This window comes from Streptomyces sp. NPDC102279 (assembly GCF_044766365.1).
Taxonomy (GTDB): domain Bacteria; phylum Actinomycetota; class Actinomycetes; order Streptomycetales; family Streptomycetaceae; genus Streptomyces.
In genome coordinates, this window is sequence record NZ_JBIWLU010000001.1 from 452834 (window position 1) to 468441 (window position 15608).

Annotated in this window: 14 protein-coding genes; 8 read left to right on the forward strand and 6 right to left on the reverse strand. The window is 70.6% G+C overall.

Annotated features, from left to right (window positions below; genetic code table 11):
- Positions 1–16: 16 nt before the first annotated feature.
- The gene (locus ACIRQH_RS01915; protein WP_358819611.1) at positions 17–1840 is read right to left on the reverse strand and encodes a sugar-binding domain-containing protein; all 1824 of its coding nucleotides are present in this window, start codon (positions 1838–1840) and stop codon (positions 17–19) included.
- Between the two features lie 147 nt (positions 1841–1987).
- Between ACIRQH_RS01915 and ACIRQH_RS01920 the strand changes: the two genes are divergently transcribed.
- The 5 genes from ACIRQH_RS01920 (at position 1988) to ACIRQH_RS01940 (ending at position 7346) form a co-directional block, all read left to right on the forward strand.
- Complete coding sequence (locus tag ACIRQH_RS01920; protein WP_358819610.1) at positions 1988–3004, forward strand: LacI family DNA-binding transcriptional regulator; 1017 nt, start codon at positions 1988–1990, stop codon at positions 3002–3004.
- Positions 3005–3453: 449 nt separating this feature from the next.
- Positions 3454–4983 (forward strand): sulfatase, encoded by a 1530-nt coding sequence (locus ACIRQH_RS01925; RefSeq protein WP_404223668.1) that lies wholly within the window; start codon positions 3454–3456, stop codon positions 4981–4983.
- 29 nt (positions 4984–5012) lie between these two features.
- On the forward strand, positions 5013–5414 hold the full coding sequence (locus tag ACIRQH_RS01930; protein ID WP_358819608.1) for a hypothetical protein: 402 nt from the start codon (positions 5013–5015) through the stop codon (positions 5412–5414).
- 46 nt (positions 5415–5460) lie between these two features.
- The gene (locus ACIRQH_RS01935; RefSeq protein ID WP_388865583.1) at positions 5461–6783 is read left to right on the forward strand and encodes a lanthionine synthetase LanC family protein; all 1323 of its coding nucleotides are present in this window, start codon (positions 5461–5463) and stop codon (positions 6781–6783) included.
- Positions 6784–6833: 50 nt separating this feature from the next.
- Positions 6834–7346 (forward strand): GNAT family N-acetyltransferase, encoded by a 513-nt coding sequence (locus tag ACIRQH_RS01940; protein WP_388865581.1) that lies wholly within the window; start codon positions 6834–6836, stop codon positions 7344–7346.
- Positions 7347–7566: 220 nt separating this feature from the next.
- Here ACIRQH_RS01940 and ACIRQH_RS01945 read toward each other — a convergent pair whose 3' ends face one another.
- The 3 genes from ACIRQH_RS01945 to ACIRQH_RS01955 form a co-directional block, all read right to left on the reverse strand.
- Entirely contained in the window at positions 7567–7929 is a 363-nt protein-coding gene (locus ACIRQH_RS01945; RefSeq protein ID WP_358819605.1) for a hypothetical protein, read from the reverse strand.
- A gap of 79 nt (positions 7930–8008) precedes the next feature.
- Positions 8009–8242 (reverse strand): hypothetical protein, encoded by a 234-nt coding sequence (locus tag ACIRQH_RS01950; protein ID WP_358819604.1) that lies wholly within the window; start codon positions 8240–8242, stop codon positions 8009–8011.
- Positions 8243–8361: 119 nt separating this feature from the next.
- Positions 8362–9018 carry a hypothetical protein gene (locus ACIRQH_RS01955; protein WP_388865577.1) on the reverse strand — a complete coding sequence of 219 codons (657 nt, stop codon included), beginning with the start codon at positions 9016–9018 and terminating at the stop codon, positions 8362–8364.
- Between the two features lie 355 nt (positions 9019–9373).
- Here ACIRQH_RS01955 and ACIRQH_RS01960 point away from each other — a divergent pair, with 355 nt between their 5' ends.
- Positions 9374–11155 (forward strand): SpoIIE family protein phosphatase, encoded by a 1782-nt coding sequence (locus ACIRQH_RS01960; protein ID WP_388932000.1) that lies wholly within the window; start codon positions 9374–9376, stop codon positions 11153–11155.
- A gap of 86 nt (positions 11156–11241) precedes the next feature.
- On the opposite strand, the gene ACIRQH_RS01965 is transcribed toward ACIRQH_RS01960, so the two are convergent.
- Entirely contained in the window at positions 11242–12564 is a 1323-nt protein-coding gene (locus tag ACIRQH_RS01965; RefSeq protein WP_404223982.1) for a phosphatase PAP2 family protein, read from the reverse strand.
- A 350-nt stretch (positions 12565–12914) separates the two neighbouring features.
- On the opposite strand from ACIRQH_RS01965, the gene ACIRQH_RS01970 reads away from it, so the two are divergent.
- Both ACIRQH_RS01970 and ACIRQH_RS01975 read left to right on the forward strand, forming a co-directional pair.
- Positions 12915–13715, forward strand: coding sequence for a methyltransferase (locus tag ACIRQH_RS01970; protein WP_404223672.1), 801 nt, complete (start codon positions 12915–12917; stop codon positions 13713–13715).
- Positions 13716–13772: 57 nt separating this feature from the next.
- Positions 13773–14120 (forward strand): VOC family protein, encoded by a 348-nt coding sequence (locus ACIRQH_RS01975; protein WP_358817377.1) that lies wholly within the window; start codon positions 13773–13775, stop codon positions 14118–14120.
- Positions 14121–14168: 48 nt separating this feature from the next.
- Here ACIRQH_RS01975 and ACIRQH_RS01980 read toward each other — a convergent pair whose 3' ends face one another.
- Positions 14169–15308 (reverse strand): ferritin-like protein, encoded by a 1140-nt coding sequence (locus ACIRQH_RS01980; RefSeq protein WP_404223674.1) that lies wholly within the window; start codon positions 15306–15308, stop codon positions 14169–14171.
- Positions 15309–15608: the final 300 nt, after the last annotated feature.

The following is a 15608-nucleotide window of genomic DNA, read 5'->3' on the forward strand; positions in this document are numbered from 1 at the left end:
ACCGGAAACAGGGTGTTCAGCGGCGTTCGAAGGCCGCGGCACGCCGCTGGGCGTCACGCAGAAGTGTGGTGTCGACCTTCTCGGAGCGGTCGAAGGCGTATACGCCGTTGCGCTCCTGGAAGACGTCCGTGAGCTGGGTGTAGCAGTAACCGAACATGTCCGGGTCGTCGAGCAGCACGCCCACGAGTCCGGTGAAGCGGGTGGTGAACTCCGCTGCGGTACGCGGTCGTTCGCCGTATCCCCAGGAGTCGCCGATCTCGTTGCCGGCCGCGGTCGCGGCCGCCTGCGGGTCCCACCAGATGCCGCCGAACTCGCTGCAGAAGTAGGGCTGTCCGCGGTACGGCACGGACCATGTGGCCTGGTCGGGACCCGTGTTGAGGTAGGGCTTGTCCTCGGCGAGGCCACCCATGATCTTGGCGAAGGACTCCGGGTCCTGCTCGTAGCAGTGGGAGTCGTAGACGTCCGTCTCCGCGACGCGGTGGGCGTAGCCGGAGGCGTCGACGACGGGGCGGGTGGTGTCCATCGCCTTGGTGGCGAGGAACATCGCCTGGGTCACGTCGTCGAGTTGGGTGATGCGGTCGTGCAGGTGCTGGTAGGTCTCGTTGAGGGGGCACCAGCCGATGATCGAGGGGTGCGAGTAGTCGCGTTCGAGCGCTTCCAGCCACTGGGCGGTGTACGAGGCGGTGGGCTGCTGGTTGTCGTCGCGTACGCCCGCCTCGCAGCCCCAGTCGCCGAACTCGCCCCAGACCAGGTAGCCGAGGCGGTCGGCGTGGTGGAGGAAGCGCTCCTCGAAGACCTTCTGGTGCAGGCGGGCCCCGTTGAATCCGGCGGCCAGGCCGAGTTCGATGTCGCGGACCAGAGCCGCGTCGGAGGGTGCGGTCATCAGGCCGTCGGGGTAGTAGCCCTGGTCCAGGACGAGCCGCTGGAACACGGGCTCCCCGTTGATCAGCACCTGCTTGCCCCGCAGCGCGACGGAGCGCAGCCCGGCGTAGGAGTCGGCGGCGTCCACCACGGCACCCTCGGCGTCGACCAGTTCGAGGCTCAGGTCGTACAGATGCGGGTCCGACGGCGACCACGGGCGGACGGCGTCGGCCGGCACGACGAGCGTGAGGCGCGGGCACAGGTCCAGGTCGGCGCGCGCCTCGGCCCGTACGACCTCGTCCCCGGCGCTCGTGAGCACGGCCCGCACGCGGTGGCCCGGGAGGTTGGCGGTCACGGGGAGTTCCAGGTGGAAGGAGCCCGAGCCGAGGTCGGGGGTGATGCGCGGCCGCTTGAGGCGGGCGGCACGCGGCACCGGCTCCATCCACACGGTCTGCCAGATGCCGGTGGTGCGGGTGTAGTGGCAGTGCGTGTTGGCGTACCAGGTCGCCTGCTTGCCGCGGGCCTGCGGGCCGTGCCGGGTGTCGCGGGCCCGGACCACGACCGTGGCCTCGGTTCCCGGCTCGGCGACTCCGTCGAGGTCGGCGGTGAACGGGGTGAAGCCGCCGCGGTGGCGGGCCACTTCGATGCCGTTGACCCAGACCGTGGTGTCGTGGTCGACGGCCTGGAAGTGCAGCAGCACGCGGGCGTCGCCCCACCGTTCGGGTATCCGGACGGTGCGGCGGTACCAGACGGCTTCCATGAAGTCCGTGTCGCCGATACCGGACAGCTCCGACTCGGGGCAGAACGGCACGGTGATCGCGTCCGTCAGGTCCCGCTCGCGCAGGCCGCGTTCGAGGCCCGAGTCCGACCGGTCGATCTCGAACTGCCACCTGCCGTTGAGGTTCAGCCAGTCCGTGCGGGCGAACTGGGGCCGGGGGTACTCGGGACGCGGAACGTCCTGGGGCTGGGGAGAACTCATGTGCGTCTCGCTTCGTGCTGGCGACCGTTGCGGCGCCTATGCCACCATGCGATTACATCGATGTAAATACCCTGGGCGGAGAGAGCCCCCGATACGAGACCCCGTTCGTGATGCCGGATACGATCGCCGGGGCTGAGGAGGACACAGGTGGCGGCAAGGGTCAGGATCAAGGACGTCGCGGCACACGCGGGGGTCTCACCCAAGACCGTGTCCAACGTGATCAACGACTTCGAACACGTCTCCCCCGAGACCCGGGCCGCCGTACGCGAGTCGATCGAGGCCCTCGGATACCGCGTCAACATCGCGGGCCGCCAACTGCGGCGCGGCCGTACGGGCATGATCACTCTGGCCGTGCCGGAACTGGACGTCGCCTACTTCTCCGAACTGGCCAAACACGTGATGGCCGCGGCCGACCGCAGGGGCTGCACGGTCCTCATCCACGCGACCGGCAGCCGCAGGGACCGCGAGCTGTCGGCCCTCAACGGCTTCGACGCCCAGTTCACCGACGGCGTCATCCTCAGCGCCCTGACCCTGCGCCAGCGTGACCTGGACACCCACGAGAAGCACCTGCCCGTCGTCCTGCTCGGCGAGCGGCACACACCCGGCAGCCTGGACCACGTGGGCATCGACAACATCGCCGCCGCCCGTGAGGCCACCGCCCACCTGCTGGCCCGAGGGCGTCGGCGGATCGCCGTCGTCGGCGGATCACTGCGCGGCAGGCAGGGCACCGACAGACTGCGCACCATCGGTTACACCGAGGCCCTGGAAGCCGCCGGCCTGCCCTTCGACGATGATCTCGTCGCACCGGTGGACGCCTTCCACTGGCTCGACGGAGCGCGCGCCGCGGCACACCTGGTCGAGCGCCCCGAGCGGCCGGACGCCCTCCTGTGTCTCAACGACCACCTGGCCCTCGGTGCGGTGCGCGCACTGCACGATCGCGGGCTGCGGGTGCCGGACGACATCGACGTGGTCGGTTTCGACGACATCGAGGCCTCGCGGTACAGCATCCCGACGATCACGACAGTGGCCCCCGACAAGGAGGGCATCGCCCGGGCGGCGGTCGACCTGCTGCTCGACCGCATCGAGCGGCCCGACATGGGGTCGGGCTCGGCGGAACACGTCGCCGGGCATCAGCTGATCGTGCGGGAGAGTTCGGGCGGCTGAGGGTGTCCGCGCGGGGCGCGCGCCACCTCCGGACGTGACCGTTTACATCGATTACATCGATATCCGCGATTCGGCCGCCGCTCCCCCGTGACGGCCGAACGTGTCGCGTGTCCAGAGATCAAGGTCGGCGACGGCGACATGGTGTCCTGGGCCACTGGACGACACCGGCGGGGCCGGCGACGGGATTCGAACCCGCGTTTCTCTCTTGAGAGGAGAAGTAGCCGTTGCCTGCGCACCTGGACGACGTCACCGTAACGCGCGGCGAGCAGCAGGCGCGCGGCATTTGTCGTCTGCCGAGCCGGCCGCGTCCGGGAGATGGCGCGTACGCCTGCGCACCACAGAGTTTCCACAATCTCGGGTCCTACGGTCTGCCGGGTTCCGTTCCCGAAACGGGAGACCGGCGGGCCACCGACCGCCGGGCGACATCCAGTACTGGAGGATGAGGCCCCATGCAGCGTCATCGACATCGGCGCCCGCTGCGCGCCGCGCTGGGACTGGCAGTTGCGGCTCTCACGCTCGGAGCCTGTACCAACTTGTCCGGCGCTCCGGCCCAGGATGGAGGGTCCGCGCGGGCGAGCAGCGCCGGCGGTGCGGCGGCCAAGCCCAATATCGTCTTCGTCCTCACCGACGATCTCTCCACGAATCTCCTCCCTCACATGCCGCAGGTCAAGGAGCTGCAGAAGGACGGAACCTCGTTCTCCCAGTACTTCGTGACCGACTCGCTGTGCTGCCCGTCGCGTTCGTCGATCCTGACCGGTGAATTCCCGCACAACACAGGCGTGTTCACCAACAACGGCAGCGACGGCGGATACGGCGCCTTCAACCGCAACGGCGACGAGGCCAGGTGCTACGCCCCCGCACTGCGGAAGGCCGGGTACCGCACCGGGTTCATGGGCAAGTATCTCAACGGCTATCTGCCCGCCGACGAGCACGGCACCGACTCGCCCTACGTGCCGCCCGGTTGGGACGAGTGGGACACCGCGGGAAACGGCTATCCCGAGTTCGGCTACAACCTGAACGAGAACGGCAAGGTCGTCCCGTACGGGCAGGGACCCGACGACTATCTGACCGACGTGGTGGCGCGCAAGGCGACGTCGTTCATCGACTCCGCGGCGGCGGACAAGAAGCCGTTCATGCTCGAACTGGCCACGTTCGCACCGCACTCCCCGTCCACACCGGCCCCCCGCGACGCCGACTCGTTCCCCGGCCTTGAGGCACCCCGCACGCCCGCGTTCGACAAGCCGTCGGCCCCGACCCCGGAATGGCAGAGCGGCCTCAAGCCCCTCTCCGCCGAGGAACAGCGGTCGATCGACGAGAAGTTCGCCGAGCGGGTGCGCTCGGTGCAGGCGGTCGACGACATGATCGGGCGCGTCCGGAGCGAGCTGAAGGAGAAGGGACTCGACGACGACACGTACATCGTGTTCAGCTCCGACAACGGGTTCCACATGGGTGAGCACCGGCTGCGTCCGGGCAAGCAGACGGCGTACGACACCGACATCCGGGTCCCCCTCGTCGTGGCGGGCCCGCACGTTCCGGCCGGAAAGGAGGTGGCGGAGCCCGCCGAGAACATCGACCTCAGCCCCACCTTTCAGGACCTCGCCGGAACGACGCCCGCCCCGACGGTCGACGGCCGCAGCCTCGTCCCTCTGCTCCACGGTGACTCCGTGCCGGACTGGCGTGACGCCGTCCTGGTGGAACACCACCGTCCCGCGTTCAAGAAGAACGACCCGGACGCCGCCCCCGACACCAGCGGCAACCCGCCCTCGTACGAGGCGATCCGTACGCGCGAAGCGTTGTGGGTCGAGTACGCGGACGGTGAGCGCGAGTACTACGACATAAAGAACGACCCCGACCAGTTGCACAACCGGGCACCCGCCCTCACCGAGTCCGAACGCGACCGGCTGCACGCGACGCTGACAGCGCTGGAGAAGTGCGAGGGGACCGAGGCCTGCGGCAAGGCCGCGCGGATCGAGCGGTGAAGCGGCGCGTTCAGGGGAAGGAAGAACACATGACCCGCAGGAGACGTGACTGGCTGCTCTTCACCGGATGGGCGCTGACCGGGGCGGGCTACCTGCTGGCGCTGCTGAGCATCCTCTCGATCGGGATCTTCATCCTGCCGATTCCGCTGATCGGCACCGCCGTGCTGGCCACGCGCCACGACGCCCAGCGAGGCCTGCCGGGTCTGGTGTCGAGTGCGAGCCTGCCTCTGTTCCTCCTCACCTACCTCAACAGACACGGTCCCGGCACCTACTGCAGCACGTCCGCATACGGCGGCAGCTGCACCGAGGGCCTGCTCGACCCGCGGATACTGCTGGCCGTCGGCGCACTCGTCCTGGCCGGTGGAGTCACGCTGTTCCTCCGGATGCAGCGACGAACGGCGGTCAGCTCCGCCCCGCCCCGGTCCCGGTAGCCGCGGCCTACTGGCGGGACGGGCGTAGTTGTAACGTTGCCGGGTGGTGACGAGCGAGGCATACAAGCAGCTGGGCGAGGCGGCGTGGTCGTGGGTGCTGGACCAGGTGCGCGAGGACGAGGGCCCGTGGCTCCCGGAGACGGTGTCCGGCGACGGGCAGGACGTGACACCGGCGAAGGACCGCGACTCGCTGTACTCGGGGATCGCGGGCCTGGCGCCGGTACTGGCGGAGATCGCACAGCACCGTGAGCTGAGCGCGCGGGAACGGGCCCTGGCCGACGGGATCGTGACGAGGCTGTCGGCAGAGGCGAAGAGCCGCGTCGAGCCGTCCCTGTACGACGGGCTGGCCGGTGACGCCACGGCGCTGAAACTGCTCGCCCCCGGCGAGGAATCCGTCGCCCTCCGGCGGCTGGACGACCTGACGACGCCCGACGGATGGAAGACGACCGCCGATTTCGAACCGGGCTCCGACGCACCGCTGAACGACATCATCATGGGGACCGCTGGTGTCGTCATGACGGCGGTCTGGGCCAGGGGCGAGTTCGCCGACGCGATCGCGACGAGGGGCGGCGAGGCCCTGCTGCGCACGGCCGATCGTACGGAGGCGGGGCTGGACTGGGGCATCTCGCCGAGGTCAGCGTGGCGGGCGCCGAACTACTCCCACGGCACCGCCGGTGTGGCCGCCGCGCTGGCCGTTGCGGGTGCTTCGCTCGGCCGGGCGGACTTCGTCGAGGCCGCGGCCGAAGGCGCCCGGCACGTCCTGTCGGTGGGCCTGCTCGACAACGACGGCTTCGTCGTCCCGCACACGATCCCGCCGTCGAAGCGGGAGGTCGAGCCCCTCACCTACACCTGGTGCCACGGTCCGGCGGGCACCTCGCACCTGTTCTCGGCCCTCTCCTACGCGGGCGTCACGGAGGTGGCCGGCTTCCGGGTCGACGAGCTGCGCCGGCGTTGCCTGAACTCCCTTCTCACGTCGGGCGTGCCGGAACGGCTCCGCCCCGGGTTCTGGGACAACGACGGCCGCTGCTGCGGAACGGCGGGGGTCGGCGACGTACTCCTGGACGCCGCGCAGGACTGGGCGGGGACGGAGCTGTCGGAGACCCTTCTGCGGGGAGCCCGCACGATGGGCGACGCCCTCGTGGAGCGGGCGATCCGCGACGGGTCGGGTGCCCGCTGGCAGTTCCTGGAGCACCGCGACGACGAACCACTGCTGCCCCCCGGTACCGCGTGGATGCAGGGTGCGTCGGGCATCGCCGCCTACCTGCTGCGCCTCGCCCGGTTCATCGAGACCGGTCCGAACTCTCCTGTCGTGGACCGCCCGGACCAGTGGTGGGCCGTGCCGGCCCCCGTACGGGTGACGGGTTCGTGAGCCGCGGGACCGATCGGAGCAGCGTCCCGGACGGAATCGAGGAGGACCAGATGCAGCTGCGCAACGTCACGCCGGACGACGTCGAGGCCTATGTCCGGATGCGGTGCGACCCCGCGATGATGGCCGACCTCGGCGGGCCGCTCCCGTCGCACGGCATGGCCGACAAGGTCCGCCGGGATGCCGAACAGGCGGCGGGCGATCTGGAGTGGATCAGGATGATCGTTCCCGATGCGGGCGACCCCGGCGTCGTCGCGGGATCGGTGGCCCTGTGGTCCCACGACAGCGACGACGGCCCGATCTCCGAGATCGGCTGGATGGTCCTGCCCGAGTTCCAGGGACGGGGTCTGGGCAAGCGCGCCGTCCGCGTCCTCTTGGAACAGGCCCGGGACCAGGACCGCTGGGGCGTCGTGCATGCCTTTCCCGCGACGCGGAACGCGGCCTCGAACGGCATCTGCCGCTCCGTCGGCTTCCGCCTCCTCGCGCAGGTCGAGGTGGACTTCGCCGGGCGGGTCATCCATTCCAACCACTGGGCGATCGACCCCGCCAAGGACTTGGCGGCCTGAGGTCGGCGACGCGACTCCGGGACTCGCCGGCGACGTGGTGGTCCCGCACCGAACGGCGCGCGTTCATGCCGGCCTGAAGGCGGAGGCAACACCGAGCAGGGCGCCAACACCGCCGTCGCGGATGCGGAGTTGTCCCACCGCTGCTGCCGGCCGCCCTTCGCGGAGCCCGCGGGGGACGGCGTTGTCGTGTCAGCCGGTGAAGGTCAGGAGGGCCGGTCGCTCAGTCCCGCTGGGCGCGCAGCAACTGGGCCGCCAGCAGCACTCCTCCTGCCGCCGCCCCCACGGCCCCGGCGGCCAGGAAGCCGCGCGAGGAACGCCAGGACAGGACCGACCAGCGGGACTGCGCCGAGAGCACGGAACCCGTGCTCAGCCACGAACCCGCCGAGATCAGTGACAGGGACGACCCGATCGACCCGAAGGACAGGGCACTCCCGATCGACCCCACGGACAGGGCCGAGCCGACCGACCCCACGGACAGCACCGAACCCACCGAGCCGATCGACAGGACGGAGTCCTGCGACCACAACGACAGCACCGAACCGGAGGAGCCCCGGGCGACCGATCGTACGGGCAGCTTTGTCATGAGGTCATCCTGCCCGAAAGCCCTCGTCGACGGTCACTTGTCGACGGGCCGACCGCGAGGAGTCCGGCACACGTGTGCCTCAGCCGTGGGCCGCGAAAAGGTCCGCCTTCTCGTAGTTGGCCAGGGCCAGACCGAGGGCGAAGAAGGTCGGCGCCCACTCCCCCACGAAGATGCCCCACCGGTCGGCCCGTTCGATGTTCTCCTGCTTGTTGGACGCAAGCCAGGAGACGACTGACAGACCGATGGAGCCGAAGGCGGCCGCGTAGGCGTGCTCGCTCTGGACGCCCGCCTCGTGCAGCTTCTTGACGATCATGGCGTTTCCTCTCGTCACCGATCGACGCCACGCTTTGGCGCGATTTAACCCTTTTCGCGCAGCGGGGCGCCGATGGATGCGGAGGACGGGGACAGGCCTGTGGAACAGGTGCTTCCACGCTAGGAACGCGGTGCGGCCTCGCTGATGTCCTTGTGCATGTGGCCCATCAGCTCACCCATCTCGCGGACGTCCGAGTCGGGGTTCTCGGCGTCCTGTGCGGCGCGGCGCAGCCAGTCCGCGGTCGTCAGCGCCAGCGCGGTGGCGTCCTCCTGGCGGTTGTCGCCGAGAAGCTCCTCGATCCGGAACGCGAGACCGCCCAGGGTCTCGTCGTTGGTCTCCGGGGTCAGGTAGCCACGGAGTCCGGCGGGATAGGGATTCTGGGACCTGGCGTGCCGAACGGCGTCGAGTACGGCGTGGTCCTCGCTGTACTGGTCGAGGTGACCCAGCAGGACGTAGATCCGCGCCGTCAGCCGGGGCAGGCCGGGCTGACGGTCCAGCCAGGCCATCAGCTGCGGCTGGCCGCCTAGGTGGTCGACGAGCGGGGTCAGCGCCTCGACGGACTTGGTGGGGAGGTCCCAGTGGTGGGGGATCAACCGGGCCACTTCGTCGGCGAGTGCCGCCTCGTCCTCGGCGCTGATCGTGCCGGCCGTGAACGCGGCGACCTTCGTGTTGTCCAGGACGAACCCGTCCGGCGTGGCCCGGGCGGCGCGTGTCGAGACGCCGTGCCGCCGGTGCAGAAGATCACCGACACTCTTGAGGAGCGGCTTGTCGTGCACGAGACCTCCTGATGAACGCTCCCGAGAGCCGGTCGGCCGAGGTGCGCGGCGGACGGTACGGCGGCTCCACGACACCGCCGGCGGTGCTCCGCGTCGGCACCACCACCGTGCCGCCGGGCGGCGGCGCCCGCGCGCTCGGTGGGCCGAACGAGTGGGCCGAACGAGTGCGGGCGCCCCGTGTCGCACAACCGGATTCCTCGGCCCCCGCCCACGACCGCCACGGCGGTTGCCCAGGCCTGACGGGCTTCCTCAGCGCGCCGGTCGTCGACGACCGGCGCGCTGAGGAGGCGGCTCGCTCGGGCCCGACGGAGCATGGGGGGGACGGAAACCGCCGAGCAGTGACGGGAGTGTGCAGGTGGGTGGAGGGCGTGAGCGCCGCAGCTCCGAGGAGTCCGCGGAGGTGCGCCAGGTCGAGGCGCTCAACCGGATGGCGGGCCCCGTCGGTGACGGATCGGGCGATCCGTCGGACCGTCTGCGCGGCCGCGAGGCCGATCTCCTGGTGGGGCACGCGCTCGCACGGGCCGAGACGTTGCGCGAGGCGCTGGCGCTCGTCCCCCGGCTGGCCGACGCGTCGCTGCCGCTGCGCAGCCAGTTGGTACTGCGGTCGGACCGTGAGCGGCTGCACTGCGTGGCCCAGCTCGGATTCACCGACTGCGGGGCCGACGACTTCCGCGTCACCCTCGGCAGCGATCACCCGGGGGCCCAGGCCGTCCGTACCGGGCGGCCCGTACTCCTGTCCTCCGCGGACGAGTACCGGAACCGCTTCCCCGTCGCCGCTCAGTCCTGTGAGCTGAAGGGGCACGAGGCCTGGGCCTACCTGCCGCTGACCACATACGGACAGGTCACCGGCGTATGGGTGGCCGGCTTCAACGCCCCGATGGAGATGACCGACGGCGTCCGCACGCTCCTGGCCACCGTGGCCCGCCTGCTCGGCCAGAGCATCGAGCGCACGTACACCGACGAGGCCGATCTGGCCCTCTCCCAGAGCCTGCGCAGCAGCATGAGCCGTGTCGGCCCGGGCGTGGACGGCCTGACCGTCGCCGCACGGTACGTGCCCACCGGCGGCGGCCTGATGGTCGGAGGCGACTGGTTCGACAGCCTCAGCCTGCCCAACGGGCGCCTGGGCCTGGTGATCGGTGACGTTCAGGGGCACGACGTGCACGCGGCCGGGCTGATGTCCCAGCTACGCACGGCGATCCACGCCTACGCGGCCGAGGGGCACGGACCCGATGCCGTCCTGGTCAGGGCCTCCCAGTTCCTCGCGGCGCTGGACGAGGACCGCTTCGCCACCTGCATCTACATGGAGGCCGACCCGGCCACCGGCACCCTGCGCATCGCCCGCGCCGGGCATCCCCACCCCGTCCTGCGGCTCCCGGACGGAACCTGCCTGCTCAAGCACCTGGGCGGCGGGCTTCCCCTGGGGCTGAACCTCGGAGAGGACGACTATCCGGTCAATGTCCTCACCCTGAACGAGGGCGAGGTCCTGATGCTGTGCACCGACGGTCTGATCGAGACCGGCGGCCACGACATGTACTCCGGCTGGCTCCGCGTGCGCAACGCCCTCTCCCCCGGCTCCTCCGAGGACCTCGACGGAATGGCGGACCGCCTGCTGAACGCGGTGGTCGCCCCCCAGGAGCCGGGAGATCACCCGCAGCACACGCCGCTCACCGAGGACGACATCGCCCTGCTCCTGCTCCGCCGCGACGCCGGCGAGCCGCAGGCCGCCCCGACCGAGCGCCGGCTCTTCCTCACCCTCGAACAGGACCAGGCGCGCGGCCTGTCCGAAGCCCGGATGGAGCTCCAGGGCCTGCTCCACGACTGGGCGAGTCCCGACCAGGTCGACACGGCGGTCCTGCTCACGTCCGAGCTCCTCGGCAACGTGCTGGTCCACACCGAGCAGGCCGCCGTCCTGCGGGCCGAGATCAGCGGTCCGCAGGACCACCGCCGGCTGCGCGTGGAGGTCACCGACCGCAGCGACGAGGTCCCTCACCGGCGCGCACCCGGCGAGCTCTCCTCCTCGGGCCGCGGCCTGGTCCTCCTCGACCTGCTGGCCCACCAGTGGAGCGTCCGCCCCGAGCCGGAGGGCAAGACGGTGTGGTTCGAACTCGACGAGGACCGACCGGACGTCCCTGCCTGACCGGCAACCCCCGACAGGGCGGCGGCGGGAGCCGTGTGCGGCAGGAGCCGGGGCCGTCGGCTGGGGAAGCCCGCTCGCACCGCGGTCTACGCCTGCTGGAGTGCGGGCTCCGGCTCCAGCTGCCGCGGGAGGACCGGCTTCGGACCCGGTGTCGCGTCCCAGAGGCTGGTGGTCCGGACGTAGAGGTGGATCACGGAGCCTGTCGCCAGGAGGAGAAGGGGACCGAACACGAAGGGGTGCCGGGCCATGTCCAGCGGCAGGAAGCGGTACGACACCAGGAGCGCGGTGAACACGATCGCCCCGTAGGTGACGAGGTGGACTCCGGCGCGTTCCCAGCCTCGGTCGAACGAGCGCATCGCCGCCTCGATCGTGAGCGCGAACACCGCACCTGCCAGGAGATCCGCGCCGTAGTGATAGCCGAACCCCAGCGTCGCGGTGAGCGTGGCGACCAGCCAGAAGGCGCCCACCCAGCGCAGGACACGCGGTGCTCTGCGCGAGTGGATGAAGAGCGTGGTGGCCCACGCCGTGTGCAGGCTGGGCATGCAGTTGCGAGGGGTGATCTCGTCGAACGGGACCGCGTGCAGCGATCCGAGCGGCGGCGCCGTGTTGGGCCACAGGTCGGCCACCGCCCATCGTCCGCCCTCGGCGCTGTAGGCGAAGACCGGCCCGACCACCGGGAAGATCATGTAGATGGCCGGTCCGAGCAGGCCGATGACCAGGAACGTGCGCACCAGGTGATGGCCCGGGAAGCCGCGTTCGGCGGCGACGTTGCGCAGTTGGTACAGCCCGAAGAGGGCGGCGGCCAGCGGGAGCTGACCGTAGACCGCGTTCAGGACGTGGGTGCCGACCGGATCGGTGGCCATGACCGCGCGGCCCACCAGCCATGAGGGGTTGCCCAGCGCGTGATCGGCGGTCGCCACGTACGGGTCGAGCACCGCAGGGCGCGTCTTCGACGTGATGAGCAGCCAGGTGTCACCCGTCTTGTGACCGCCCACGAGGAGCAGGCCCAGCCCGACGCCCTTCAGCAGCAGGGCACGTTCCCGGCCGGTACGCCGTAGGACGGCGACGCCCGCGCAGCCCAGCATCACCCACAGCGCGCCGCTGCCGAAGTTCAGGTCGGTGCCGGCCGCCCAGCGCACCAGCGTGAGGACGACGTCGATGCCGATCGCCGTCCCGGCCGCGACGAACCGTTCCCGCCAGGTGAGCACCACCATCATCAGCGCCAGCCCGGCGTACAGCAGCGGTCCCGAACGCGGGGCCGACACGAACTCCCGCCCCAGGTTGGTGATCGGCCCGGGCTCGCCGTACCTCCGCGCGACGATCTCCAGCGCGATGAGGAATCCCAGGATCGCCACCCCCGCCGCTGCCCACAGAACGACCTGGGGCCGACGCCGTACGGCGGACGCGATGCTGCTGCCTGTTCGCGAGGGCTTTCGCGATGTTCCAGATATCAACTGTTTGGCCGATGTGTTAGGTGTTGGTCATCCCGGCTCACCCTTCTGGCTAGACGGCATGGTGTTCTAGTGAAGGTCGGGCGATCAGGGCGATCACCGTGAGTCCGACGATGTTATCGGAGCGGTGCAAGTGAGTTTCGGCGCTCACACGCGACGCGGGGGCGGGGCGTTCCGGGCACTCGACGGCCTGCGACGCGAACGGAATGCTGCCACCCTGGGACACGGCCGGTCTTCACCGCTCAGGGAGTTCTCATGGCACGGACAGGCAGGGCAGCCACGGGAGGTCGGCGACGGGAGTTCCGGTCGTGAGCGGCACCCCGATCTCCGAGGGTGACTACGGCAAGGACCTGTTCGAGCCCGAGCACCCCGAGGAAGCGGAACGGATCGACGCGGCCGCGCTCGTGTACGACCCGGTCACCATTCGTCGGCTGCGCGCCCTGGGCGCGGCGCAAGGAGGCCGCTGCCTGGAAGTGGGAGCCGGAACCGGCACCATCCTGCGCTGGCTGCTGGACGAGGCGGGCGCCATCGAGGTGGTCGCCCTGGACCGGGACACCAGCGGCCTCGGCTCCCTCGACGACTCGCGCGCGCGGGTGCTCACCGCGGACCTCAGGGACGAGGGCCTCGATCTGGGCGGCTTCGACCTCATTCACGCCCGGTTCGTGCTCATGCACCTGCCCGAACGCCGCCGGCTCATCGCACGGCTCGCGCGATGGCTGAACCCGGGCGGCTGGCTCGTACTCGGCGACGCCGTCGAGGTGCCGAACGCCCTGGACACGGATTCGGCCTACCGCCGCACCATGGACGCCATGTGGCAGGCGCTCAGGACGACCATCGGCACCGACACGTCCACCGTCCCCGCGTATCCGCAGTTCCTGCGCGACGAGGGTCTCCGGCACGTCGCCGGAGAACTCGTCTGCCCGCCGTTGGTCTCGGACCGTCCGCTGGCCCGCTTCTGGTCCGAGACGTGGAACCGGATGCGGCCCGCCCTGGAGGAGACCGGGCTCGTCGACTCCGCCGTCATCGACGAAGCCCTCGCCTACCTGGCCTCCCCCGGCCTCGCCGAGTTCGGACCGGGAATGGCGATGGCCTGGGGACAGCGGCCCTGAGGCCTGAGGGCGCGGCTTTCCGAAGACACCCCACCCAGAGTGAGAAGAGACCGTCCCATGACCATCACACGCGTTCTCGCGGTGGCCCCGGTGAGTGACATCGAGCGGGCGGTGGCCTGGTACGAACGGCTGCTGGGCAGGGCCGCCGATCTGAGGCCGATGCCCGGGCTCGCGGACTGGCACCTGACGCCCACCGGCTGGATACAGGTGTTCCAGGACCCCGAACACGCCGGTTCGACACTGCTCAACCTGAACGTGGACGACCTCGACCGGGCGCTCGCCGACCTCGCGGCCCGCGGTCTCACGGCCGGGGCGGTCCAGCCCGGAGCGCAGACCGTGCGGTTCGCCGCGCTCCACGACCCCGACGGCAACCGGATCACGCTGATCGAGAATCCGGTGGAGTGACGCCCACCGCCGTCACCCGGTGCCCGGGCTCGTACGGGGACCGAGCGGTCAGACCGGCCGGAACTGCGGGCCGTACGTCTCCTGGGTGCCGGGGATCTGCATTTCCATGAGTTCCACGGCGGGCGACTCCAGCCTGCCCATGCCCCGCACCGCCGCGGTCAGGCTGCTCACGCCACCGTCGGCCCACGCGGCGTCGAGCGACTCCAGCACACCGGCGTACGCGCTGTCGAAGGCGCTGATGAGTCGCTGGGCTTCGTCGGGCGGGCTGTCCCAGCCGCCTGCCGGCACCCTGGCCATGGGCCGGGAGTCGGGGAAGGGCACCGCGGGTCCGGTGTACTGCCAGCCGTCCTCCTCCTCGCGCAGCTGCCGGCCGTGGTAGATCTCGGCGAACGCGTAGTAGTGGGCCACGTGGTCGTCGCCGGGCGCGTCCGCGGGTGAGCCGGAGGTGCCTTCGCCCTGTTCGCGGATGATGTCGATGGCATGTTCCACGTCATCGAGCGTCTTGACGGGGTTGAGATCGTCCACGCCGATACGCTGCTGCAACTGCCGGGCGGTGGACAGTTCGGGGGTGGCCGACCGGAACGTCTTCAGCAGTTCCTCGTAGAAGACGCCGATGCTGAGCGAGTCGTCACCGCCCTCCGTGAGGGGCGACGCGGGAGCCTCGATGGCCATCATGACGTCGTGCACGAACGGCTTGTTCAGGCCCGACAGGTACACGGTGAGCCCGGGGTGCACCCCGCCCGGCAGCGGGCCCGGATAGACCGGCGCCGCCGCCTTGATGTCGGGCCGGCCGCCCACCGCCACGAGCAGGTTGCAGACGACTCCGAGGTGGTACATCTCGTCGAGCACGACGCGCCGGATCAGCTGGGCGGCCTCGCTCTTTCGGTCCTCGATGGACCACCAGCCGCACAGATACGGCGGGATGGTCGAGAACTCGACCGCCACGGCGACCTGAAGGGCCTCCTGGAGCCAGTCGTCGCGGCGGTGCTTCAGCGGTACGGCGAGCAGCCGTTCCGCGGTCCCTCGTTCGGGGGTGGGAAGCCGTCCTGGTGCCGACCGCTCGGACGCGTGGGCGACCGCGGAAGCCGCCACCGGCGCGGTGGCCGCCAGAGCGGCGGATGCCAGGAAGCTGCGACGCCCGAGCGCGGTGGCCGCCGTCTCCTCGGGGGATCTTCTCGTCTCCGTCACCGCAGCCTCCACGTTCACCCCGACACGGGCCTCACCCGTGGGCCGGGAGGCCACTGACGATCAGGAAGTTAACAGCCGGGGCCCAGCTTCCCCGGGCGCACGGACCGCGTGGCGCGTACGACCCCACTGACAGCCCAGCAGCGGACGGATGAGGGTGTTCGGCGCGCCCGCGCGCACGGCGGAAGGGACGACCCGGTCGTCCTGCGGTTCGCACGGACCTCGGCCGCGCCTCAGGATGGAGTGGGAGCCGGGGCTCGCGGTCCCGGTCCCGGACAGGGTGGAGGCCGTATGGTTCCCCGA

What these genes read in the sequence shown, in the direction of transcription:
- ACIRQH_RS01915 (WP_358819611.1), bottom strand. Translation starts at nt 1,840, where the DNA reads ATGAGTTCTCCCCAGCCCCAGGACGTTCCGCGTCCCGAGTACCCCCGG.
- ACIRQH_RS01925 (WP_404223668.1), top strand. Translation starts at nt 3,454, where the DNA reads ATGCAGCGTCATCGACATCGGCGCCCGCTGCGCGCCGCGCTGGGACTG.
- ACIRQH_RS01930 (WP_358819608.1), top strand. Translation starts at nt 5,013, where the DNA reads ATGACCCGCAGGAGACGTGACTGGCTGCTCTTCACCGGATGGGCGCTG.
- ACIRQH_RS01940 (WP_388865581.1), top strand. Translation starts at nt 6,834, where the DNA reads ATGCAGCTGCGCAACGTCACGCCGGACGACGTCGAGGCCTATGTCCGG.
- ACIRQH_RS01945 (WP_358819605.1), bottom strand. Translation starts at nt 7,929, where the DNA reads ATGACAAAGCTGCCCGTACGATCGGTCGCCCGGGGCTCCTCCGGTTCG.
- ACIRQH_RS01950 (WP_358819604.1), bottom strand. Translation starts at nt 8,242, where the DNA reads ATGATCGTCAAGAAGCTGCACGAGGCGGGCGTCCAGAGCGAGCACGCC.
- ACIRQH_RS01975 (WP_358817377.1), top strand. Translation starts at nt 13,773, where the DNA reads ATGACCATCACACGCGTTCTCGCGGTGGCCCCGGTGAGTGACATCGAG.